The organism is Paenibacillus piri, assembly GCF_004354045.1.
Taxonomy (GTDB): domain Bacteria; phylum Bacillota; class Bacilli; order Paenibacillales; family NBRC-103111; genus Paenibacillus_S; species Paenibacillus_S piri.
The window spans coordinates 145,860-167,925 of sequence record NZ_SMRT01000001.1 but is presented as its reverse complement, the minus strand read 5'-3'; the positions used below and the strand labels follow the sequence as shown (position 1 = coordinate 167,925).

The following is a 22,066-nucleotide window of genomic DNA, read 5'->3' as shown; positions in this document are numbered from 1 at the left end:
ACCGTCCGAAAAAACGGGCCAAAGCCAAAACTCGCCTGCAAGATCATTCCCTATTTCCATTTCATTGGGTTTATCTCGGATGTTATTTGGTTCAACTTATATAGTTCCATGCATCCAACCATCCGTTATAAAAAGCGCTGACGCTTTCATAGCGGTCGGCCCGGTCGGGCGAAGCCGCCTTGCGCGCGACCCGGTACAGCGCCTCCGACGCTCTCCAATCGGCCAGCTCCCGGCTGCCGTCCGACAAGAAGACGAATGCCGCCGCCCCCATCGTAAACACGTTCGTCCGGCTGTCGATCAGACTGCCCCGTACGAATTCCTCCGGCGCCATAAATCGGCTGGAGCCGTATAACCGGTCCATTTGCAGTATAAAAGGCCCCGGCGTATAGCAATCGAAATCGCATAAATGAAGCTCATCCCGCTCAAAATCGTAAATCATGCAGCCATCGTAAAAATCGACCGCGATATAACCCCCGCTTTCCAGGTCAGCGTGCAGTTCATATATCGCGGTCAAAGCGGCGACGATCTTCCCGACCGGAAGCTGGCGAAACCGGAAATGCGGGGATTCAGGCCGATCCCGTCCCGCTTGGCCCGGAAAATCGGGGGTGCTCAGCACTTCGCCGCTTACCCATTCATAGACAAGCGCATAGCCGTTCCCCGCCTGGAAAGCGTTCAGCAGCTTCGGCAGCAGCGGGTGCGCGATAGCGTTGTTGAAGGCTTCCGCTTGTTTCAAAAAGCCGACCGCCTCCTCGCGCTCCGCGTATTTGACGAACAAGCGCCGTCCCTCCTGCAAGACGCCGTATGAAATGCAGCCGGAATCCTGTTTATCGAATATACGGAACACGGTACCGGATTCCGTTAAGAAGGAGACGATATCCGCATCGATCCGTTTTACCGTCAACAATGAGGGTTTGTTTGCTTTCATCCGGATGCCTCCCCGGGGCTTGCGGCCTGAGCAGCTTTGGCTGCTTTCGCATGAATAAGATAGTAGACCGATGTGACCGGTATTCCTAGTTCCGTACGGTAGCGATCAAACTGCTTCGTTACTTCCTCCATATAACGTTCCCGAAACGTCCGGGTAACGGCTTCGCTTTGCCCGAAGCATTTCAGGACCGCCACATCTTCAGGCGTGGGCAAATATCCCGTTTCGCGCAGCTCGCGAAATTCCGTCACGAGCAAGCCGCTTCCGGCGAGCCGTTCCCGGATCAAGTCCTTGATCGGCGTTCCTTGTGGAGCCGGGGCGAACAGGCCAGGAAAATAGCGGGCCAGATGGTGATCCGCATCGGGATTGTCGCCCGGATGAAGCGACAGCACATCCGCTCCCGGTTTCAGAATTCGCTGCGCTTCCGGGTACCAGCTGGTCGGACCCTTCTTCGTGTAAGCCATGTCGAACTCCTGATCGGCAAAAGGGAGACCTTGATGCGTGCGCCCTTGAACAAATCGGACATTCGGCTTGCGGTTCCGGTTGGCAGTCGCGATAAAGCCCTCCGTCATGTCATAGCCAACCGCTTCGTCAACCCGATCCGCCCAGCGGTTCGTATACGCTCCGTGTCCGCAGCCTACATCGAGCGTCTTGCCCCGGACGATCCCGGACAGCGCTTCTGTAAATATAGCCTCCGCTGCATCTCCTTCAACGACGTAGTTCCATGGATATTCATATTTACCCGTCTGTGCGGCAAGCTGGTCGCACCACGGCTTCGATTGAGGCTGCAGCCAATCGGGATGCAGCGCAGTATCAGCAAACAAAATCCGTCCACCTCCAATTAGGTTTCGCCGGCCGGCATCCATAAACATAACGGAATTTTTTGCCAAAGTATAGACTTATAATTGCCGGTCGGCTATAATATCATTATAAGGAGCCCGAAAAAAGGCCCCCTCTATTTAAGAACACCCATAAATCAGCAATTCAACCGACACTACGATGGTGTCTTTTTTTATGGGCAATTCCGAAATTACGCTAGCCCGCGCAGGAGTGAAGAACATTGGAATTTATATTGGATCAAATGGAAACGAAGGTCGAATTTTTCGAAGCTTACGATTTGAAAACGCTGGAGAAGAAGCTCGAGGAGCAGATCGGCAACAATAAAGCGCTGCTGCTGGATGTCCATGCCGTGCAACACCAGGTGACATTCGATCCGAACCGGAACAAGCTGCTTTACACGGCGCTCGTCCACTACAAACTCAAATCATAGCGAAGCAGGCTGCCGGCAGCCTGCTTTTTATATTCCGAATGGAGCGGATCATGCGTTGGTCATAATTTGGTCAGCGGTGCCGTCTATACTTAAAGTCGAATCATGTCATTCGATGCCAAAACAGTCTGGAGACAGCCGCTTAAATTGTTAAGGAGGGGGTTCCCTTTGATTTTTCGTATCCCGTTAGGTGAGAGGTCCGTTCCCGTCATTTTGTTGGATATCGCCCGTCCCGATGCATTTTTTAAAGAGCTGACGGATAAACTGCATGTAAATTTAAACTATATACACAAAAAAGATGCCCGTATTCCGGACGAGCTGGACGTCATTTCGATCAATGCGCAGCCGGCCGGCTGGGAGACGACTTTATATTTCAGCGATCAGCTGGAGGAAACCGTTACTTTCTGGATTCATTAGCCTTCTCGGCTTGTTTCCATCGCCGGTACCACTCCGTAATTTCCGGTCCGGGTACGGCCCCCGCTTCCTGTTGCAGCTTTTCCGCCAAATAGTGGAATTGCAGCTCGACGGATTCCGCATCCTTCCGTCCGGCATAAATGCGCATCAAGGCGAGGCAGCTGTCCTCCAGCAGCGGGTCGAGCCGCTGCATCCGGTGATACACCGCGAGCGCTTCCGTTTCCATTCCTAGCGCGCAATAATATTGTCCCAGTTGGCTTGCGTGCTGCATCCAAAGCGCCTTGAGCCGCTGACGCTCGAGCTCCGCCCAACTATAATTGTCGTCTTCGAAATAGGAGCCTCTGTACCGGTCCAGCACCTCCTGATGCCGGGCTGCGCTTTCGGATGAAATGCGGGGTAACTGGCGAAGCTGTTCTTCCCATTCGGTCACATCGATCGTCAGTTCGCGGGTTTCCATAATATAGCCGAAGTGGGAATAGCCGATTGAAATATATCTCTCCCCGAGCGATTCTTTAACGATTGCGCGTATCCGGTGGATGCTCGTGTGCAGATTGGCGCTGCCCTTCTGCTCGTCCAACTCGGGCCACAGCAGCTCAAGCAGTGCATCCCGACTGACCATGCGCTGCCTGTGATGCAGCAAATAAGCGAACAGCTCTTTGATTTTGGCTGTCCGCCACTTCAATCGTTCCGGTTCTTCATCCGGCTTCTGGAACTGCAGCATACCCATGCATAGAATCCGGAGCGTCTCTTTTTTCGTCCGTCCCGGATTGGACGATATTCGGCGGCGAAGTCTTTGAACCGTTTGGTTCAGGCGCTCGCGGGTCAAAGGCTTCAATATATAATCCAAAGCTTCCAGCCCGAACGCTTTAAGCGCATACTCATGATGGGCCGTGACAAAAACGATTTCCGTTTCGGGTGCGATCGCGCGTATACGTTCGGTTGCCTGAATGCCGTTCATTTCGGGCATATGAATGTCGAGAAACATGACGTCGGGCCGAAGCGTGTGAATCTGCTTGACAGCTTCCTCCGCATTCATAAACGCCCCGACCACTTCGCAGCCTTCCAGCTCGCCAAGCAGCTTCTTTAGCTGGACAAGAGCCAAGCGTTCATCGTCCACCAATACCACTCTCATCCAAGCACATCCTTCGCCATCAATGATTCGTCTGACCAGCGTCTGACCAACCTGTTACCCTCCATTATATCGTAACTTGGCGGTGGAATAAATTTGGAAAACTTACCGACGGAAAAGTTGAAACAATTTGCTGTTTTTATGTCGAAGTAGGACGGTATGATGATGACAAATCGAAAAGATTATAGGGTGCTTCTCACCACCGGTATATTTGTGCTTTTGCTGACAGGCATTCGCATACTGTGGTATCAATTTCAAGCCGTACCCGATCAGCCTGCTGCAGTTCAAGGCGTGCTGGATCTGAGACATGCGAACATTACCGATGAACGCGTTTTCAAGCTCGACGGACAATGGGAATTTTACCCGAATCAATTGATCATGCAGCCTGAAGGCGGCGCGATTGCTGTACATGGACAGCCGGAATCCATTCAAGTGCCCGGCAATTGGGGCGCCGTTCTGTCTCCCGGGACACACATGCAATACGGCTATGGCTCGTACCGGCTGCGCGTGCTGACCAAGCCGGATGACGGCAAGCTGTACAGCATCCATATTCCCGAAGTAATAGGAGCATCGGAATTGTACGTGAACGGTCGCCTGCTCGGGCATTCAGGCCACCCTGCGGCGAACGAGGAGGAGTACAGGTCCCGGAATATCCCTTACGGCGCCTCTTTTGCAGCAGGCGGGGACGAAATTGAAATCGTCATTCAAGCAGCCAATTTCGACAATGGCATAAGAGGCGGCATTTTCAAATCGGTCAAATTCGGATCTGTCCCTTCTATTGCTGGAATGAATTGGTGGTCTATTGGCGGCCAGCTGGCTGTTTGCATTATTTTGCTGATGCACGCTATCTATGCCTGCAGCGTATATGGGATGGGCGTCCGTAAAAAAGAGCTTCTGCTGTTTTTTGCGCTGGCGACGAGTATGATCGGAGCCGTGCTGCTGGACGATGACAGACTGCTGCTGACCTGGCTGCCGCTCAACTACGGTTGGGGCGTCAAGCTGATGCACTTATTTTACATTGGTGTATCCGTCTTTCTATGCCAGTTCGCCAAACAGTTTCTCATTCGATACATGGCGCCGGGGACTTATCGGACGTTTACTCTGATATGTATTCTGTATGCCGCGGTCATTCTCGTCACCCCGGTCAAATATATGTTTTATATAAAAATATTGGTTGTTTTCATTTTTTTGTATGCCGTGGTTACCGTCCCCGTACTTATGTTTCGTTCTGCACTGAGGAGCGGTGAAGACGGCCTATTCTTAATGCTCGGCTCGATCGGCATTATGTTGAATTCCGTTTGGGGGGCCATCAAAAATTTATTTTGGCCGGATGCCGGCTTTTATCCGATCGATCTGACGATCGCCTTTATCGCTTTTGCCTTCTACTGGTTTAAAAGCTATTATATAACGTCCTCCCGGACGGAGGAGCTCACGGTTGAGCTTCAGGCGGCCAACAAGCAAAAAGACAGCTTCCTGGCCAATACGTCGCATGAGCTGCGCAATCCGCTTCACGGCATTCTGAATATCGCCCAATCCGTATTGGATAGCGGCAAAAATCTTCAGGACGAGAAAAACAGAGAAAGTCTCGCGCTGCTGATTTCTGTCGGCAAACGGATGTCTTACATGCTGAACGACCTGCTCGATTTGACCCGTCTTCAGGAGAAACGACTTCGTCTGAATTTGCTGCAAGTCCGGATTAAGGCAGTCGCTTCTTATGTCATCGAAATGCTTCAATTCATGACCGAAGGCAAGTCGATCCGGCTCGTTAACGCGATACCGGATACGTTCCCCGCTGTTATGGCCGACGAAAACCGGCTCGCGCAAATTATGTTCAACCTGCTGCATAATGCGGTCAAGTACACGCTGTCCGGATCCGTTTCGATCCATGCGGCGGCTGTGGACGGCGTTGCGTTCATTCGGATTACGGATACGGGAATCGGCATCGACGAGGAAACCCGGCAGCGCATTTTTCAGCCTTATGAGCAGGGGGATCCGGAAATGCTGGGCGGTTTAGGCGAACTTGGCCTTGGGCTGAGCATTTGCGAGCAATTGGTCGAATTGCACGGCGGAACGTTGGAGGTCGCGTCCGTTCCCGGTCAAAGCTCTGTTTTCACCTTTACGCTGCGGCTATCGGACACGGCCCTTTCTCCAGCGGCGGCCATCGGCGGGGAAGCGGCTCCGGCTGTACGGTATAACGAGGCGGCTGTGAGCCGCGAGTCCGCGGCGGCCGCAAGCGCATGGGAAACCGCCGGGATTGTTCATGGAGGGACGGAACGGCGGCGCATATTGATGGTCGACGATGACGCGGTCAACCTGAAAATATTGGTCAACATGCTGTCTGCGCAGCAGTACGATATCGCCACGGCCACCAGCGGCATGGAGGCGGTAGCGCTGCTGGATACGGCCGAGTGGGATTTGATCGTGACGGACGTGATGATGCCCCATATGTCGGGGCTTGAGCTTTCCCGCCTTATTCGGGAACGGTATTCGTTATCCGAGCTGCCGATTCTGCTTTTGACCGCACGCAGCCAGACGGAGGATGTATACGCGGGCTTCCTCGCGGGCGCCAACGACTACGTCATGAAACCGGTGGATGCTCTTGAATTGAAAGCCCGGGTGAATGCGCTGACCGATTTGACGCAGTCGATCCGGGAAAGGCTGCGCATGGAGGGCGCGTGGCTTCAAGCCCAAATCAAGCCTCACTTTTTATTTAATACATTAAATGCGATAGCCGCGCTTAGCGAAGCCGATACGGAACGAATGCGGTCGCTGATTGAAGTGTTCGGCCATTATTTGCGGGCCAGCTTCGATTTCCAAAACTCGGAACAGCTCGTTCCGCTCGAGCATGAGCTGGAGCTGGTTCGCTCGTATTTGTTTATTGAAAAGGAACGCTTTGAGGACAGGCTGCGCATCGTCTGGGAGGTAGATGACAACCTCCGGCTGCAAATCCCGCCGCTTTCCATCCAGCCGCTGGTGGAAAATGCGGTCAGACACGGCATCCTGAAGCGTTCCCGCGGAGGAGAAGTCAAAATCCGGATTACCAGCTATGGGGACTATGCGGAAATTGCCATCGAGGATGACGGCGTAGGCATGGACGAGGATACGCGGGAGCGCTTACTGGATAGGCGGTCCGGCCAGCCTCAGGGCATCGGGCTGCTCAATACGGACCGCCGTTTAAAGCAGGTTTACGGCAATGGCCTTAAAGTGCGGAGTATCCCCAATCAAGGAACTACAGTTGCTTTTCACGTAACCAAATAACAACAGGCTGCCTTATCGGCAGCCTGTTGTTATTTGGGGTGCATGCCTCCCGCCTCTTACCAGCGATCGGGACCGGACAGCTTGCTGTTAAGCGCATGACTTAATGATCGCGCACCGCCGCGTTCCCCGGCTCCGTCTGTGTCCCCGTTGTCCGCAGCTCAACCAACCCCCGCGATAACGGAAGTCCGATAACGGCAAGTGCAATCAGGCAATAGAACAGCCAATGGAAGTCCGGTATGACGCTTACCATGACGGAAGCGGCCATCCCGCCGATATAGCGAAATGTAGAGAAAATCCCCGAAGCTACGCCTGACATTTCCTTCGGTACCGCCTGCATCGACGCGGTCTGCATGGAAGGGGTTCCGATTCCCCCGCCAATGCCGCCTACGAGCAAAACAACCGCTATGTACATAAACGACGGGAGCTGATAAATGCCTAAATACCCGAGCGCCGCTGCCCCGGAGATCAGAAACGACAGCAGCACCAGCTTCGTCTTCCCGAGCTTTTCGGTTAAGGCGCCGCCGAACCAGGAGCAGGCGGACATCGCCAGCGAGAATATAAACAGCAATATACCGACGGCTTGCACCGGAAAGTGGTATGTTTTCTGCAGCAGTACCGGCATGACCAGAATGGTGCTGTACATGATCGCATTGCTCAGCAGAATCGACAAATTGGCGCTTGCGAACATCGGAACTTTAAAAAGTGCGAATTCGATCAGCGGCTCCCGGCAGCGCAGCTCCTGACGGATGAACAGGATGGCCGTAACGGCCAGCGCCGCCACCGTCCACACATTGGCGTACTCGGGATGCGTCACGCAAAGAGTCAGCAACGTCAGACCGACGGTCAAGTATACCGAGCCGAGAATGTCCAGCGAAGCTTCTGCGTTTTTGCGGGTACCGGACGGCAAATACACATAAGCGGCCGCCAAACTGAAAAGCGCGAACGGCAGGTTGATCCAGAAAATGGACGTCCACCCGAGCGATCCGATCAGAATCGAACCGATCAGCGGGCCGATCGCCGCGCCGAGTCCCATCAACAGCCCGAACGTGCCGAACGTCGAGCCGAGCTTCTCCTTGGGCACCACATCGCGGATTAATGCGCTCGCATTCGGTGCGGCAATCGCGCCGCCGATGGCCTGCAGCGCCCGGAAGACGATTAGCCAGAGCAGGCTGAACGAGAGCATGCACGCGGCCGCCGCAATCAGAAACAACAGCATGCCGAGCAGAAACATCGTCCGCTTGCCGTACAAATCGCCCATTTTTCCGGCAATCGGCTGTACGGCCGCCATCACGATCAAGTAAATCGTAATGACCCAGGATGCCTGCCCCAAGGTGACCTGGAGCGCCTCCGCAATCGTCGGCAGTCCTACCGCTATCATGGTGGAATTGACAGGAACCAGGAAGGTTCCCGTCAATATGGATAATAGGACGAGCCGGTAGCTACGACGATTGGCCAAAATGAACAACTCCCCCGGTTCCGTCCACCGTCACACTGTCGCCGTCCTTCAGCACGGTCGTCGCGATTTTCGTTCCTACGACAGCGGGCAGCTTGTATTCCCTTGCGACTGTCCCCGCATGCGACAAAATGCCTCCGGCATCGGTGACGATCGCTCCCACGACGGAAAACAGCACCGTCCACGGCGGCGTAGTCGTTTTGCATACGAGCACATCGCCCTGCTTGACCTTCACAAAATCTTCCGCACTGCGGACGACTTTCACCGTTCCTGTGTAAACGCCCTGTGACGCGGCATAACCGGTGAAAGTCTGCTCCTTCTCCCGGATTTCCGGCGGTTTGCCGCCAAAAATGCGCTCCAGCCCCGGGTCCGCCGGGCGTTCGGGCGGCTTGCCGTAGAACGGCGCGGCCTGCTTCTGCTGGTTGGCGGCATGCTCGCGCCTCCGCCCCTCTACCGTGGCCTGCAGCGCCGCTGGAGCGGACAACGCATCCAGCAGTTCATCCAGATACAGGAAGAAGATGTCCTCCCTGTCTTGGACGGCGCCGTGCTCGACGAGAAGCTCGCCGACCTTTAACAGAAACAATCTGGACTTGGCCGGAAGCATCGCATCGATATAGAAATGGTGATCCTCATCCAAACCCCAGCTGTGGAGCGCCCATTCATACAGCTGTAAGAATGACTGCTTCAATTCGCCTTCCGGCATTTTGTCCAGCGCTGCCGCTGTCCGCGCCTCCCGTTCCCGTACCGTCTCGGCATACTCGCGGTCGAAATCGTAGCTTTTCTGCGTATAGGAGGCAATGATGCGCAAAGCATGCTCCGGATTTTCCACCCAGGTTTCGTCGCAAAATTCATGCGAATTCGACGAACGGTAACCGTATACTTCCAACACCTGCCGCAGCCGCTCCAGCAGCTCTCGGCCAGCCTCCGAGCGATCCAGCAGCACCCTGTAGCCCGATTCCGCCGGACTGGCGAAAACGGCCTTCGTTTCCGGCGACCGGTTCGCCTGTTCGGCCAGCTTCCACAGCTCTCTGTCGGTTTCGAGCGACTTGTTCATAACGCCGGACAGCATATCGTAAACAACGGCGGTATTCGTTTCACCGGTTAATTGGCCGTACATTTGCTCCAGCACCAGGAACGAGGTACGCGGCAGCACAATTTCAAAATGAAGCTGCCACGCCCTGCGGTAAAAATCGTGCAGCTCCCTGACTTTGTCCCGCGCTTCCGCCAATGTCAGCGGCTGCTTGCGGTAGTCGTCCAAACGCCGGTAAAACGGCAAAAACTCGTTGTCGACATAACCCTGCAGCGTCTGCTTCAATACCGGCAGCAGCGGTCCCACCACGCTCTTATGCTCTTCGAAACGCTGCTGCGGATCGGCAGGATAGGGCACCGTGTCCTGATAAACGCGGCCGTCCGCCAGCTTGAAGCGAAATTGCAGCATCGGCAGCTTCAAATTGTCAAAAGCGAGCTTCGTGCCTTCCGTAACCGCAGGTACCATAAAAGAAGCGAATAAGGGCGTTAACGCATGGGCCAGATGGACATCGTCCTGCACCCAGAAGCTTTGCTGTTTGTCTTCGTCGTTAAGCATGAGCGTACTTTGAAACGGCGTTAGAACGGTCATAATAAACATGTCCTCCTTTATAATCGGCAAAATGGGTGAATGAGCTTACGGGTCTTGCGGGTCGTCGGGAATGCATGATCTTCTTTTTGAATAGCGCTGGAAGCCTGGATAAGGTGTCTTGTGGTCCATCTCCGGTTCGGTGTCCGGTACATTATCTGGTTCGATATCAAGGTGTCAGGCTCGATATCCGGTTCGGTGTTTGGTTAGGCATTCCGTTCGGTGTCTGGTTGGATATCCGTTCGGGGTCCTGTTGGATGGTTTGACGTCCGGTTCTGTGTATGGTTTGGCGTCTGGTTGGATGATTTGGCGATGCGGCGTCTTGCTTAAGCGTCTTGGTCAAATGGTGTCCAGATGAAGGTCAGAGGCTCAGTGTCCGGTTCGGTTGGCAGTTCGGTTGGCGGTTGGAGTTGTGATTGGATGGTTTGCGGATGTGTCTGATAGGCCAATGCTCGGAACTATAATCCACCCTCGTGTGAGGCATATATGCTTCCGGATAGATGCGATGCGCTAAGCTGTAATGGGACGGGCTTGAAGAATATAGACGCGGCTGTCTTTGACGGCAAATTCGATATCGACCGGCATCCCGAAAAACGCCTCAATCTTCTGCGTCTCCTCAGCCAGCTCCCCGATTTGCGGATCGGTCAAGCAGAATCGATTCTGCTCCTCTTCCGTTGTCTCCTGCTCCACCGTTTCCTTGGCTGCGGCAACAATCTTCATCTCTTTCAAACCCAGCTCCTTGCGGATGCTGCGGTCCGTCTTGCCGATGTAATACGTATCCGGCGTCACAAGTCCCGATACGATCGCTTCGCCCAAGCCGTAGCTGGCGTTAATAATCATTTCGCCCCGGTCCTTCGTCACCGGATTCATGCTGAAAATAACGCCCGACACGTCCGCTTGCACCATCTGCTGCACCAGCACGCCCATCGGCAGGCTGCTGGCATGGACATCGACGTTTTTTTGCCGTGCGTAGCCTCTCACCCTCGCGGAAAACAGCGATGCCCAACAGCGCTTCAAGCTTTCCAGCAAATGCGGCAGATCGGTCACGTTCAAAATCGTCTCGTATTGGCCCGCGAAAGAAGCTTCCTCCAAATCCTCGGCCGAGGAGGAAGACCTGACGGCAACGGCGACCTGCTTTTCCTGACTTTGCAGCTGCTCGAACGCGGCAACGACCTCATGACGAATTTCAGGCGGCACCGCAGCATGAATAAACCGGGTTTCAAGATCGGTCATCGACTCATCCGGCTGCAGTCCATTGTCCGTCAAAAAACGGTCCAGAGCATCAGAGGTCACAATAAAACCACCCGGTATTCGGATGTTGTGCCCGGTCAATTTGGCCAGCTGCAGCGCTTTCGATCCGATGCGTTCCAGCTGTTCGTGACAGGCTTCATGCAGAGAGAGCGTGTACATATCCGGATCACCTCTTTACAAAATATTCACATTCCTTATAAATATATCAAATCCTCCTCATTTGTTAATATTTTGTAAAGGTTTTTGCAAAAAAATTTCATTGCCGCCCCTTGCTTTGGTGATTTAGTCGGGAGATCAACGCCTGGTGCCGTTATCGAAGCATCCCAAACGAAACAAAACCATGCATTCCCATTGAATGTAATCTCCGCACATAAGTAAACCTCTGTCGAGACCTATCCAAGATGAGCGACCGCGATTTAAATGTAGGTTTTCTTGAAATGATAGAATGCTTCAGCTCCGCTGAAAACTTATACTTTCTATCATTATAAGAAAAACCCGGCCTTCAGCGGGGTCACTGAAGAACTTGTGTTTTCTGGTGAGCAGCCACTAAAGATCAAAGCAAAAGACGACCATTATCCAGATTTTTGGATGAAAGGTCGTCTTTATGCTGTTCTTTTGCCTTCTCCTTGAAGTACCCGCTTTTATGAAACGTATTTAAATTCTTCATACACAAAGGAAAAGTCAACGAGCTCATTGATTTGCCGCAGCATATTATCCTTGGGAATCATAGGACTTTTTCAGTGGCCCCCGATGCGGATGAAGGCTCATTCCCTTCTGCATGGGGTTTGGCGGCTAAAGGTTCAACATGTTTCTTTCAACTGGACGCCCGGTGGGAGGACGCTTTCGATATACCCTTTAAGCGGCTCCCAATCCTCGCCGAGAATCGCGATCAGACCGCTGTCCTCGCGCGAGCGGATCAAACGGCCCATCCCTTGCTTGAGGCGCAGCAGCATATACGGAAGATCCACCTCCTCGAATGGGGATGCCGACGCTTGCCGTTTGGCCATAAACACCGGGTCCTGCGGCGGAAAAGGCAGCGACCAGACGATCACATTCGAAAGCGACGGCCCTGGTACGTCCAGCCCTTCCCATAAGCTGATCGCGCACAGCACGCTCGGCTCGTCGTTTTGAAAGTCCGCAATCAAGCCGCTTATTTCCTGATCGCCCTCGAACATCAGGCGCATGTCCGCGCATTCCGGATAATGGACGATTTCTTTTTTAAACCGCTGCAGCTCGTCTTTGGACGGAAATAAGATCAACGCTCTGCCGCCCGTTCGCTCCAGCAGCCGGACCGCCGTTTTCATTTTTTCCGAAAAGGTTCCTCCATAGGACCATTTGGGCGCAAACACATCCATCTGATGCTCGTAATCGTAAGGAGAGTCGACGGAAAAAGACAAGTGGTCCTCGATGCCAAGACTATCGACTACATAATCGAATGAGCCTCCCACCGATAATGTCGCCGAGGAAAAAACGATCGGGATGCCGGACCGGAATACGCCCTCGCGCAGCACCTCCTTGACCGTCCTCGGCATAATGACAAGAGTCTGCCCGTTAATGCTATCCGTTGCCCAGCATACGGGCGAATCTGCATGCCGGAACAGGCCGAGCGCCTTCTGCATCATTTCGAGATGCTCTTCAACGATGCGCAGCTGATATTCGTTCAGCGTGAACAGCGCGCTCTCGAACACAAGCTCCTCCTCGATTCGGGCGAGCAGCTGTTGAAACTCGTGAATTTCCCGAAGCAGCCGCTCGTTCAGAACGACTTGCTTCCGGTCGGAGCCGGGGATCGGTATGCTCTGCCGCTCCAGAACGTCGAACATCGCTTCGCTCCGCTCAATCGCCTCATCGATGATCAAAGCGAGCGACTCCCGCACCTCCCCTTTCAGCAGTCGGGTAATCAGTTCTTCAAATACGATATGCTTCAGCTTGTAAGTCAAAGCCTTCTGCGCGGCGGATTCGAGCAGATGTCCCTCGTCGAACACGACGGCGCAATGCTCCGGCAGCAGCGGCAGCTGGCCCTCCCGCTTTCTGCCTTCCAGCGTCCATACGTGCTCCATATAAAAATCATGCGAGCAGATGATCAGATCGGCCGCCCGCCTGTAATGATCGCGCGACAGCGTCTGCCCGCAGCGGTGCCGCTGATTGCAGACAAAGCAATCCTGAAACGCATCCCAGCTGATCCGGTTCCACTGCTCGTCGTTCAAATGCGGATACTGCTTCCTGTCCCCGTAGGCATGGAACGATTGCAGCGCTTCATAAGAGTGAACAAATTCCGGTAAGCTTTCATATAGCTCCATGTACAGCATGGTCTCCTCATGTCCAAGCCTCGCTTCATCGAGCTTGCGCAGACACACATACTGGTCGGGAGACTTGCCGAGCCGGGCGTCGATCGCCAATCCCAGATGGCGGGCCAGCTTCGCAACGTCCCCTTCGGGTTTCACCAGCTGCTCGATCAGCGACTCATCCGCACAGGCGATAACCGCAGGCTGCCGCTTGTAGCGGGCCCAGCAAACCGCATAAAGCAAATAAACAAGCGTCTTGCCCGTGCCTACACCGGCTTCCGCGAAAATCGTCCGCTTCTCGGCAAACGCCCGCTCGAGCTGAAAAGCCATATAAATCTGTTCGTCGCGAACCTCAAAGCCGGCTTCCGGCAGCATATCGTAGAACACATCCGCCACCCATTCGCCTGCCTGTTGGATGAACGGCCGGGAGTGGTCGTACGTAAAAGGATATCTCTCCACTTGAAAAAGCGCCTCCATCAAATCAAATTCCAAAAAGTCCGTAGCTGCGGTACGAGTACGGATGAACATTTAATTATTGCATGGCCGCTCCATAAAAGCAAAACATTTTATCGGAACCGAGTCGGCGCAAAAAGCCAGACAAGCCGGAACGTCAGCTAAAGCTGAAGCTCCGGTTGACTGGCTTTTGGATGGTTGGGCTGCATTGGATTACGTTAGTTTGCGTTTCGTTACGCGTTGCTGCTTGCGGAATTCGGGTAAATATTGCTCTGGCCCGTCAACTTCTCGAGCTGCCTGCAAATGTCGTGCTGCCACTCCGTATCGCCGCAGATGGAAGCGGCCAGCGACAGGTTGTAGAGGCCGGATAATTTCCGTGCATAAATAGCATTATAATGCAGACAAGCCGATATTTCGGATTGCTCGTCTTCTGTCAAATCCCGCTGCCGGCTGATCGTCCACAGCTCGGCCAGCCGCCAATGTACAGGCAGCATATTTTTCTCCCCCATTCGTGCCGCGTTTTATCCGATTACGACTTTATCGGGTTAAGACCCCCACCTCTAAGGTGGGTCTTGAATCAGCTGGGGTAGAGTCCCCATCTGATTCCCCGATGTTCAGCAAAGCTGAACGAGTTCACTAGTCAGTATGGGCAATAAAACGGGCATTTAGACCCGGCGGCGCCCGGTGGGGCTGCAGCTTCGCTAAATACGGCCCTTTACCGGTTCATTCCAAATGAGGACGAACAACCGGCCGTTCAGCGCCGCAGCATGCTCCGGTGAAGAGCGAACTGAAAAAAGAAGCCTGGGGCAGCGATGACTTGACACGAAACCAAATGGTTTCGTATAATAAAATTCGAAACCATTTGGTTTCATAATTATCCATTGGAGGTTTTCTTATGTCACATAATGATCACGCCGCATTGCCGGATATTCGCCGCACCATTTTGCTGAACGCGCCGATTCAAAAAGTATGGGACACCGTGTCCACGTCAGAAGGCATTGCCGCCTGGTTTATGCCCAATGATTTTCAACCGGTGCTCGGCTTCGAATTTTCCATCAACGCGGAGCAATACGGCACTTCTTATTGCAAAGTGACGGAGCTCGACCCTCCTTACCGACTCGCTTTTACATGGGGGAAAGACTGGGGAATTTCGTTCGATTTGAAGGATGTCGGCGGCAAAACCGAGTTCACGCTTACCCATGCGGGTTGGGGAGCCGAACAGACTACCGAGTTCGGGGAGAGCCACAAAGTGGTCCGCGACAGAATGGATCACGGCTGGGAAGCGTTCGTGCTTCCGCGGCTTGCCAAGCTGGTCGAAGCCTAATATGGCTGACGCCTCGCCCAAGCATGATGTGTTTCAAGCGATCGCCGATCCGACCCGGCGCCAGCTGCTGAAGCTGCTCGTCGACAAAGAAATGGCCGTCACCGTAATCAGCGGCCATTTTCCGATGAGCCGTACGGCGGTATCCAAGCATTTGCGCATTTTATCGGACGCCGGGCTTGTCAGAGAGCGGAAGGTTGGCCGCGAAACGAGGTACAGCCTGCAGCCGGAGCCGCTGCTCGAGCTGAAACGATGGCTCTCCTACTACGAACGCTTCTGGGAAAACAAATTGAACGTGCTCAAGCATTTGGTTGAAATTGATTCCGAAACCGGTACGGATCGTACCGGACCGAATCGCCTTAAAGACGATCAAACCCCGGACTAAGTCGAATAGGCGGCGCATACGGCAGACAGTCCCCTTAAGCGACGCCTCAAGCAGGATACTGCCAATGAGCGGCTGCAACTACAGGCGTTATTGAGACGCTTGAATGACTGAATTCCAAGAGATGCGCTCCCAGGCAACCGGCCGCCGCCAAATTGAAGAAGCTTTCCATGCCGCAGGCTGTGCGGACGGAAAGCTTCTTTTTTTAGTTGAGCTTACGGCTCGCCAAGTCCGGCTCCGGCGGGTGGAGTGGCCAGATGGAACGCTTTGTTATCGTTCACCGTTACCTGCTCGACGATCCCGTTCGCACCGTTTGTGCCGTTCGCATTCACCCAGCCTCTCGCCAGCAATGAGGCCTGCCCCGAGTTTACTGTAATTTTACCCAAGTAAACCCGTTCGCTGCAGCTTTTATGATTGCCGAAATTGATATGATACGTCCCCGTGGCGTTCGCTTTCAGACGGAAGGCCGTACCGGGCACAATACTGGACTGGATCTCACGGTAGGAGGAGCCCTCCGCATTGAACGCCGTACCATCCAGATTGTAAAAGCGCACGGTCAGATCGGCGGCCGTATCCGCAGCGTTGGACAATTGAAACGAGAAATCAAGCGAATTTTCAGCGCTGCAATATGAGTTCATCGGGATTTGAAACGCCATTTCGCGGGACGGCGTCTGCCGCTGCTGCGCTTCGGCCTGTCCGGAGGCCGGAGGCTCGACCGCCCGGGCCGGAACGATAAACACCATGCTGAGCGCAATGGCGGGGATAACAGCTTTTTTCAGTATCGTTTTCATTATGAGCTCCTTTAATCTTATGAATTTATCATGTCGGCTTATTGCTGCATATAACCTGACCTACTTACAACTGTAAAGAACATGAAGCGGATTGTCTATAGTTCGCGTGAACCGGAACTGTGATGCGACAGATGCGCCCCGTCATGCATGCGGCACCGGCAAAGCGCAAATAACCGGACCTTCGCGGCGCGGCTCAAGACAGCGCTTTGGAGGTCCGGTATTCTTGCGGCGTAAGCCCGAAATGCTTTTTAAACACTTTGTTGAAATAATTCGGATTTTGATAGCCGATTTCAAGCGAAATCTCATATATTTTCATCGTGCTGAGCGTCAGCAGCTGAACCGACTTTTCCAGCTTGAGCCGGGTCATATATTCACTTATATTCTCGCCGGTTTCCAGCTTGTAAACGCGCGATAAATACGCCGGATGCAGCCGCAAATGATCGGATATTTCCTGAAGCGAAATGTTTTGCGACAAATGGGCCAGCATATACTTCTGCGCCTGCATCACGATGCCCGCGCGGGCCGTCCGCGACTCCTGCAGCGCGTTAACCCGGAACTTGTCGAACACATTGCGCACCCATTCCCGCAAATGCTTGACCGTGTTGGACGGGATCAGCTCTTTTCCCTTCACGTAATCCTCATCGATCAGATCGGACAGCTTTTTCCCGTTCTTGTGGGCAATAAACGAGAAGGAGGAGAATATAAAAAAGAACGCCTCGGTTATATGCTCATTCGACTCGGCCCAATACAGCTCCAGCTCCTCCAGCGCCGCCTCCAGCTTTTTCTCGACGGCCTCCCAATGTCCGGCCTCCATCAGATGCATCAGCGTCGGCGGTTCGTAAAGCCGGTTCAGCATATGAATATCGACCGTATCGGACGTGTCCATCGTATAGACCGGAAGATCCCGCTCGGTACCGAACCGTCTCCGGAATACGAGCAGCAGGTTGTTGTACATGCCGGTCATCGAATCCGGGAATACGCCCCATTGACCGACCAGCACCGATATCCGCTTTTTCAAAAATTGCTGCACATTCAGTTGGAACTGATTGACCAGCTTTGCCACCAATAGCTCGCGCGGCTCCGGCAGCTCGCCCCGCTTCGGAATTAGCGCCAGAACGAGATAATCGTGGACGTCTATGCACTGCCATACCTGGAAATGGCTTTCGAACGTTTCCGTCGCCAGATTGCCGATGGCAAACTCCATTAACGACATTTCGAACGGATTATAGTCGGTGAAATCTTCTTTGTAGCGGACAAGCGCCATTAAAATGTCGTCGCCGCAAGTGACCGGCACCTCCAGCAGATTGATTTTTTCCTGCAGCTTATCCGGAGACAACCGTTTTCCTTGCAGCAGATCGTGAAGAAGCTCTCCCTTGAGCCGGGGAAGATGGTCACGCAGCACCTTCATCGCACGCTCGTATGCATCATTCCTTGAACTCTCCTGCTCGATTTGCCCGACGACCTCCTGCACGCAGACCATCAGCTCTTCATCGCTGACCGGCTTCAGCAAATAACCGCTGATATGGTTCTGGATGCCGATTTGCGCGTATTCGAATTCCGCATGGCCTGACAGCAGGATGCATTTGGTCCGTTTCCACCGTTCCTGGACGGTCGCGACCAGATCCAGTCCGCTCGCCACCGGCATATGGATATCGGTGATTACGATATCCACCTCATGCATCGTCATCATATCGATCGCTTCTTTGGCGGAAAACGCTTTGTGCACCGTTCCGATGCCGATATCCGCCCATGGAATCGTGACGGCCAACGTTTCGACAACGCTGCTTTCATCATCGACCAGCAATAGATTATACATTGTCGTTCCCTCCGTCCCCATCGACTGATTTACCCCAGGAAAGGACGACCCGCAGCCCTCCCAGAGGGGAGGCGTAAAACTGCAGCCCTTCCTGTCTGTTGAATTGATACAGCAGACGCTGATGCACGTTCCACAGCCCGCAGCCGGACTCGCCGTCCAACGGGCGGGAAATACGCTCCCGCAGCTCTTTGACCTGCTCCTCCGAAATCCCGTTCCCGTTATCGTCAATCATGATTCTGTAGTCGGCATCCGTCTCTATGCCTGCAATGGCAATAATTCCGTAGCCTTCAATGCCGCCGATCCCGTGGATAATCGCATTTTCGACAATCGGCTGGATCAGCAGCCGTGGGATTTGACTGTCCAGCATTGCTTCGGGAATGTCGATTTCATAATGAAACCGTTCCATGCGCAAATTTTGAATGTCCAGATAGCTCTGAACGACCTTTATTTCTTCCTTGAGCGTCGTCAAGGTGCTCTCCAGCTTCGTGATATAGCGGTAATATTGCGCCAGATTCAGCACCATCGCCGTCGCGGACGACTTGTCGTTAATCGCGATCATATTTTTGACGAAAAACAGGCTGTTATATAAAAAATGCGGGTTGATCTGCGATTGAAGCTGCTTCAGCTTAACCTCGCGAAACCGGATATTTTCCATGTATACCGTCTCGATCAGACGTTGAATTTCGGCCGCCATCTCGTTAAACCGGTAAAATAAAAATTCGAACTCGTTTCTCGGCTTGTAGTTGAGCCGGTACGAATATTTCCCGCGCTGAATGCCCTGCACGCCCTGCAGCAGCATGCGGATCGGCGCCTGCACCTGCTTGTACAGAAAAAAGGCGACGACGGCGCTCAAAGCGAGCAGCAAGCCCATGGCGAAATAAAACATATTTCTCGTCTGGAAGATCGGATACAAAATTTGATGAAGCGGCATATAATCGACCAAATACCAGTTCAAGCTGTTATTACGCAAATAATTGACGATGTATTCTTCGCCGTTCAGCTTCAGCAGCAGATGTCCGTCCGGCCCTAAGGCCTGTCCGTCCAGATGGGCCGCGATCCGCCTTACCATGTCCGCATCCGCCCCGACACTCGTCAGCGCCTCGGATCCGGCTTTGTACAGAAACGGTTCGCCCTTGTTTTCGTTTTTGAAATCGGACAACAGGGTAACGATATTTTGCTTGGAAAACCGGACCTCGATTAACGATTCGGCATCCAACGGGTTTGTATAGGAAATGAGCGGACTCAGCACAAATTTGGAAAAATACGACTCTCCCGTATTGGCGGGGTAATAGTTCCAGCTCGTTGTCATATGGGTCTGCAAATAATCCGGATCGTAGACGCCGGAGTAATCGTTGGAATATGCCTGCCTGAGCTGGGGCAAATAGATCGAGATCCCGTTCATCCAGCTGCTTGTCGCGCTCAGCAAGCCCAATTTCCGGACAAGCGACTCCTGCAGCTCCAACTGCTTGATCGCATCCAGCTGATCCGCCCCGGAATCGTTCAGCTGTTTAATCGCCGGATCTTTGCTGACGATGATGGACAAGATCGACAGCTGCTGCATCGTATTGTCCATTTGCGAGGACAGGATGAACAGCCGCTTCAGGCTCGCCTCCTGAATTTCCTTCTCAATAACCGTGACCGAAGTGACATGCGAATAACTGTATAAAATGACCGCCGGTATGAGCAGCAGCAAAATAAGCAAAATAATTTTTTTGTACGTGGTCCAGCGATACGGCATGATGTCTCTCCCCCGACGCAAACTACCTAACCTACTATACCGTAAAACGGTTGCCGGGGAAACGGACGATGCAGGCTGGCCTTCCTAGCCTTTGACGGCTCCTGCCGACAAGCCGCTGACGATATATTTCTGCATCGTTAGCGAGATGATTAACACCGGCAAAGTAATAATGCAGGCCGCCGCCATCAGCGCTCCCCATTCGATCGAAGTGCCGGAGATAAAATTAAATACGGCCAGCGGCAGCGGCTTTGTTTTTTCCCCGGATAAAATAAGCGAGAACATGAAATTGTTCCATGAGAAAATGAATGCCAGTAGCGACGAGGTCACAATCCCCGGGGCCGATACCGGCAGCACGATCCGTGCGAACGTACCGATTTTGGAACAGCCGTCCATCCACGAAGACTCCTCCACCTCGGCAGGAAACGATTCGAAGAACGGAATCATGACCCACATAATAAAAGGCAGCCCGATTACCATATGGCTCAGGACCAAAGCGGCATACGTATCAACCAGATGAAGCTTGTTGAACAAAATGTACCACGGCACCAGGTAAGTGATCCCCGGCAATATTTTGGCGGTCAAAATCGTCAGCGAAAAATAGTTCATCCGGTGCCTTGCGATCGCGTAAGCAGCCGGAAGACCCAATGCGAGCGCTCCAAGCGTCGACGCAATGGCGACGATAAGACTGTTCTGGATAAAACCGAGAAAATTATAATCGCGGAATACCATCAAATAGTTGTCGAACCCGGCGCTGAAGGCCAGCCATCGGTTGGAGGCGAGAATTTCGACCTGCGTTTTGAACGACGCGGAAAGCATCCACAAAAAAGGAATCGAAAAAACCGCGATCAGGAGAAGCGTTAACATGGCATAATACATTCGCAATCCGATATGAGTTTTCGTCGCGGTATTCAATGCAATCCACCTAACCTTTTCTTCAGAGCGATAAATGCCAAAATAACGGTCATAATGATCAGAAAAAACAAAATCATCAGCGCCGACGCCGAGCCGAATTTAAAATAATGAAAAGCTTCGGTAAAAATCATCAGGTTTAACGTTTCCGAGGCGTAATCGGGCCCGCCCTGGGTGGTCGCATAAATCGTATCGAATGTTTTCAACAAATCGACCAGCCGCAAAATGACCGCCGTAATAATGGTCGGCGTCAGCAGCGGCAGCGTAATGTGGAAAAACTTTTGCATCGGGCTGGCGCCGTCGACGCTGGCCGATTCGTACGGATCAGCCGGCAGTGTCGTCAAGCCCGCTACAACGATCAAAATAATCATCGGCGTCCACTCCCACACATCGATGAGAATCAGCGACGGCAGCACCAGGTCGACGGAGCCGAGCCAGGCAAGCGGCTTGAGGCCTGCCAGCTTTAAAAACTGGTTCGCCACCCCGATGGACGGTTCGTAGATTAACAGCCACACGAGGGCGATCGATACAGGCGTCGCGACCATGGGCATCATCAGCAGCGTCTTCGCCCATTTTTGGCCTTTAAATTTGCGCGAGAGCAGGACGGCGATCAAGACGCCCAGCACCGTTTCGATGACAATGCTCGCGCCGGTATGATAGAAGGTCCGCCCTACGGATGACCAGAACCGCCCGTCGGCGAGCAGATGGGTATAATTGTCGAGACCGACCCACCGGGGCGGCGTCGTTACCGACATGCTCCATTCATACAAGCTGATTCTTACCGTATACGCGATCGGGAAAGCTACCATGACCACGATAAAGATGACGGCGGGCAATGTGAAAATCCATTTGAGATGTCGATCCATCCATGCAAAAATCATGAGGTCACTCCTTTAAAATAAGCAGGCCGAAGGCGAGCTTCGGCCTGACCGCTTTCGATTGTCCGTTTCGTCCGATAAGCTTGTGTCCGGTATGGCCGGTCCGTCTATGCTTCGGAGCACCGCCCTTTGCGCTTCGGGTTAAGACCCCCAGCTCTAAGGTGGGCCTTGAATCAGGTGGGGTAGA

At 53.3% G+C, this 22,066-nt stretch carries 18 protein-coding genes; 5 read left to right on the top strand and 13 right to left on the bottom strand.

The window, feature by feature from the left end; translation table 11 throughout:
- Nucleotides 1–91 precede the first annotated feature (91 nt).
- On the bottom strand, nt 92–925 hold the full coding sequence (locus tag E1757_RS00715; protein WP_133224909.1) for a serine/threonine-protein kinase: 834 nt from the start codon (nt 923–925) through the stop codon (nt 92–94).
- Nucleotides 922–1,746, bottom strand: coding sequence for a class I SAM-dependent methyltransferase (locus tag E1757_RS00710; RefSeq protein WP_165971894.1), 825 nt, complete (start codon nt 1,744–1,746; stop codon nt 922–924). The genes E1757_RS00715 and E1757_RS00710 overlap by 4 nt, the downstream gene beginning before the upstream one ends.
- A gap of 236 nt (nt 1,747–1,982) precedes the next feature.
- On the opposite strand from E1757_RS00710, the gene E1757_RS00705 reads away from it, so the two are divergent.
- Nucleotides 1,983–2,192, top strand: a complete 210-nt coding sequence (locus E1757_RS00705) for a DUF2536 family protein (protein ID WP_133224905.1) — start codon at nt 1,983–1,985, stop codon at nt 2,190–2,192.
- A gap of 165 nt (nt 2,193–2,357) precedes the next feature.
- Nucleotides 2,358–2,606 carry a hypothetical protein gene (locus E1757_RS00700; protein WP_133224903.1) on the top strand — a complete coding sequence of 83 codons (249 nt, stop codon included), beginning with the start codon at nt 2,358–2,360 and terminating at the stop codon, nt 2,604–2,606.
- Here the strand turns inward: E1757_RS00700 and E1757_RS00695 are convergent.
- A complete protein-coding gene (locus E1757_RS00695; RefSeq protein ID WP_133224901.1) occupies nt 2,587–3,735 on the bottom strand; it encodes a response regulator in 1,149 nt (382 codons plus the stop codon). The two genes, E1757_RS00700 and E1757_RS00695, sit on opposite strands and share 20 nt — an antisense overlap.
- A 156-nt stretch (nt 3,736–3,891) precedes the next feature.
- On the opposite strand from E1757_RS00695, the gene E1757_RS00690 reads away from it, so the two are divergent.
- The gene (locus E1757_RS00690; protein WP_246078957.1) at nt 3,892–6,990 is read left to right on the top strand and encodes a hybrid sensor histidine kinase/response regulator; all 3,099 of its coding nucleotides are present in this window, start codon (nt 3,892–3,894) and stop codon (nt 6,988–6,990) included.
- A 100-nt stretch (nt 6,991–7,090) separates the two neighbouring features.
- On the opposite strand, the gene E1757_RS00685 is transcribed toward E1757_RS00690, so the two are convergent.
- From E1757_RS00685 to E1757_RS00665, 5 genes are all read right to left on the bottom strand, one after another.
- Nucleotides 7,091–8,446: an MFS transporter gene (locus tag E1757_RS00685; RefSeq protein ID WP_246078956.1), complete on the bottom strand. Its 1,356-nt coding sequence runs from the start codon at nt 8,444–8,446 to the stop codon at nt 7,091–7,093.
- Nucleotides 8,430–10,061: a PEP-utilizing enzyme gene (locus E1757_RS00680; protein WP_133224898.1), complete on the bottom strand. Its 1,632-nt coding sequence runs from the start codon at nt 10,059–10,061 to the stop codon at nt 8,430–8,432. Before E1757_RS00680 ends, E1757_RS00685 begins: the two co-directional genes overlap by 17 nt.
- Nucleotides 10,062–10,568: 507 nt before the next feature.
- Complete coding sequence (locus tag E1757_RS00675) at nt 10,569–11,468, bottom strand: PEP/pyruvate-binding domain-containing protein (RefSeq protein WP_133224896.1); 900 nt, start codon at nt 11,466–11,468, stop codon at nt 10,569–10,571.
- Between the two features lie 641 nt (nt 11,469–12,109).
- Entirely contained in the window at nt 12,110–14,050 is a 1,941-nt protein-coding gene (locus tag E1757_RS00670) for an ATP-dependent DNA helicase (protein ID WP_133224894.1), read from the bottom strand.
- Nucleotides 14,051–14,277: 227 nt separating this feature from the next.
- On the bottom strand, nt 14,278–14,538 hold the full coding sequence (locus E1757_RS00665; RefSeq protein WP_133224892.1) for a DUF7667 family protein: 261 nt from the start codon (nt 14,536–14,538) through the stop codon (nt 14,278–14,280).
- Nucleotides 14,539–14,939: 401 nt separating this feature from the next.
- Between E1757_RS00665 and E1757_RS00660 the strand changes: the two genes are divergently transcribed.
- Together E1757_RS00660 and E1757_RS00655 are read left to right on the top strand one after the other, a co-directional pair.
- The gene (locus E1757_RS00660; RefSeq protein WP_133224890.1) at nt 14,940–15,368 is read left to right on the top strand and encodes an SRPBCC family protein; all 429 of its coding nucleotides are present in this window, start codon (nt 14,940–14,942) and stop codon (nt 15,366–15,368) included.
- Nucleotide 15,369: 1 nt separating this feature from the next.
- Nucleotides 15,370–15,750 (top strand): ArsR/SmtB family transcription factor, encoded by a 381-nt coding sequence (locus E1757_RS00655; protein WP_133224888.1) that lies wholly within the window; start codon nt 15,370–15,372, stop codon nt 15,748–15,750.
- 212 nt (nt 15,751–15,962) lie between these two features.
- On the opposite strand, the gene E1757_RS00650 is transcribed toward E1757_RS00655, so the two are convergent.
- The 5 genes from E1757_RS00650 to E1757_RS00630 form a co-directional block, all read right to left on the bottom strand.
- Nucleotides 15,963–16,538, bottom strand: coding sequence for a hypothetical protein (locus tag E1757_RS00650; protein ID WP_133224886.1), 576 nt, complete (start codon nt 16,536–16,538; stop codon nt 15,963–15,965).
- Nucleotides 16,539–16,731: 193 nt separating this feature from the next.
- The gene (locus E1757_RS00645) at nt 16,732–18,354 is read right to left on the bottom strand and encodes a response regulator transcription factor (RefSeq protein WP_165971893.1); all 1,623 of its coding nucleotides are present in this window, start codon (nt 18,352–18,354) and stop codon (nt 16,732–16,734) included.
- Nucleotides 18,347–20,092, bottom strand: coding sequence for a sensor histidine kinase (locus E1757_RS00640; protein WP_133224883.1), 1,746 nt, complete (start codon nt 20,090–20,092; stop codon nt 18,347–18,349). The genes E1757_RS00645 and E1757_RS00640 overlap by 8 nt, the downstream gene beginning before the upstream one ends.
- Nucleotides 20,093–20,176: 84 nt before the next feature.
- Nucleotides 20,177–21,004 (bottom strand): carbohydrate ABC transporter permease, encoded by an 828-nt coding sequence (locus E1757_RS00635; protein ID WP_342774505.1) that lies wholly within the window; start codon nt 21,002–21,004, stop codon nt 20,177–20,179.
- On the bottom strand, nt 21,001–21,882 hold the full coding sequence (locus tag E1757_RS00630; protein ID WP_133224881.1) for a carbohydrate ABC transporter permease: 882 nt from the start codon (nt 21,880–21,882) through the stop codon (nt 21,001–21,003). The genes E1757_RS00635 and E1757_RS00630 overlap by 4 nt, the downstream gene beginning before the upstream one ends.
- Between the last annotated feature and the right edge of the window lie 184 nt (nt 21,883–22,066).

Coding starts and splice junctions, on each gene's coding strand:
- E1757_RS00650 (WP_133224886.1), bottom strand. CDS start 16,538: ATGAAAACGATACTGAAAAAAGCTGTTATCCCCGCCATTGCGCTCAGC.
- E1757_RS00715 (WP_133224909.1), bottom strand. CDS start 925: ATGAAAGCAAACAAACCCTCATTGTTGACGGTAAAACGGATCGATGCG.
- E1757_RS00645 (WP_165971893.1), bottom strand. CDS start 18,354: ATGTATAATCTATTGCTGGTCGATGATGAAAGCAGCGTTGTCGAAACG.
- E1757_RS00660 (WP_133224890.1), top strand. CDS start 14,940: ATGTCACATAATGATCACGCCGCATTGCCGGATATTCGCCGCACCATT.
- E1757_RS00675 (WP_133224896.1), bottom strand. CDS start 11,468: ATGTACACGCTCTCTCTGCATGAAGCCTGTCACGAACAGCTGGAACGC.
- E1757_RS00640 (WP_133224883.1), bottom strand. CDS start 20,092: ATGCCGTATCGCTGGACCACGTACAAAAAAATTATTTTGCTTATTTTG.
- E1757_RS00665 (WP_133224892.1), bottom strand. CDS start 14,538: ATGCTGCCTGTACATTGGCGGCTGGCCGAGCTGTGGACGATCAGCCGG.
- E1757_RS00690 (WP_246078957.1), top strand. CDS start 3,892: ATGATGATGACAAATCGAAAAGATTATAGGGTGCTTCTCACCACCGGT.
- E1757_RS00695 (WP_133224901.1), bottom strand. CDS start 3,735: ATGAGAGTGGTATTGGTGGACGATGAACGCTTGGCTCTTGTCCAGCTA.
- E1757_RS00655 (WP_133224888.1), top strand. CDS start 15,370: ATGGCTGACGCCTCGCCCAAGCATGATGTGTTTCAAGCGATCGCCGAT.
- E1757_RS00680 (WP_133224898.1), bottom strand. CDS start 10,061: ATGACCGTTCTAACGCCGTTTCAAAGTACGCTCATGCTTAACGACGAA.
- E1757_RS00630 (WP_133224881.1), bottom strand. CDS start 21,882: ATGATTTTTGCATGGATGGATCGACATCTCAAATGGATTTTCACATTG.